2 protein-coding genes are annotated in these 1,016 nt (G+C 42.6%); both read right to left on the bottom strand.

The features are described from left to right. Positions 1-256 (bottom strand): ACT domain-containing protein (locus ABJF11_RS00050; protein ID WP_348117032.1); only part of this gene is annotated, 256 nt, incomplete at its 3' end. Between the two features lie 180 nt (positions 257-436). Further along, the coding region (locus ABJF11_RS00055; protein ID WP_348117034.1) for a phenylalanine 4-monooxygenase at positions 437-1,016 on the bottom strand (580 nt) is incomplete at its 5' end.

Consider the following 1,016-nt stretch of genomic DNA (forward strand, 5'->3'; position numbering starts at 1 on the left):
GTATGGCAGAAAGCTGGGTTTTCTCTCTTTCACTTGGCATAAAATGCGTAGTTTTTACGTCAGAAATGCCGTCGATGCGACGAATTTTCGGCATTAAATGCTGGAAGTCTGCAAACTCAATATTGGGAAAATTAAGAAAAATCTTACCTGTCTCATCAATCTCAATACCTCTTAGATCGATTTCATGGGTAACGAGGATATCCAACACATCTTGAGTAATCCCCAATCTGTCCTGACAACTGATTTCTAATCGCATGGGTGTGACTTCACATCTCTTGTAAACTTATATGTACACAATATCACACTTTTACAAAAAGATAACAAGTTAATTTTGCCAAATTATCACCTTGAAAGACTGGTTTTTAAAGCGGTTCCACGCAGCGCAAGGTGTGAATACGTTTCCCCCGACCATGCAGCGCTGTAACAAAATGTTAACTTAAGCCTGCTTTTTGGCGTCGAATAAGGCCGGATATAGCCCGAGCCCTTTCGCTTTATTCACTAGGCTCATGATATCCATATCAGCCAACTCGAACAGATAATCGAAGTCTGGAAGTACATAATACAAGGGCTGCATGATATCAATTCTGTATGGAGTTCGTAGCGCATCTGTCGCTGTAAGCGGTTTTCTAATTGCCTCGTGGCTGTCTAATGCATAAAGCGTTTCACCCGGGGAAGACAATATACCACCGCCATAAATTTCCAGCTTTTCTGGATTCGCTTGACTTCGAACTAGCCCAAACTCAACCGTGAACCAATAAAGTCGTGCTAGATAGATTCGGTCTTCTTTGCTCGCCGCTAAACCGAGTTTTCCGTAGGTATGAGTGAAGTGCGCAAAGGCTGGGTTCGTAAGGAAAGGACAATGACCGAAAACCTCATGAAAAATATCCGGCTCTTGAAGATAATCAAATTCATCTTTCGAGCGAATGAAGGTTGCAACAGGGAATTGCTTGTTGGCTAGTAATCTAAAAAATTCACCAAAGTTGATGAGTGCGGGAACCTCGGCGGTTTTCCAGCCG

The organism is Reichenbachiella sp., assembly GCF_039941815.1.
Taxonomy (GTDB): Bacteria; Bacteroidota; Bacteroidia; order Cytophagales; family Cyclobacteriaceae; genus Reichenbachiella.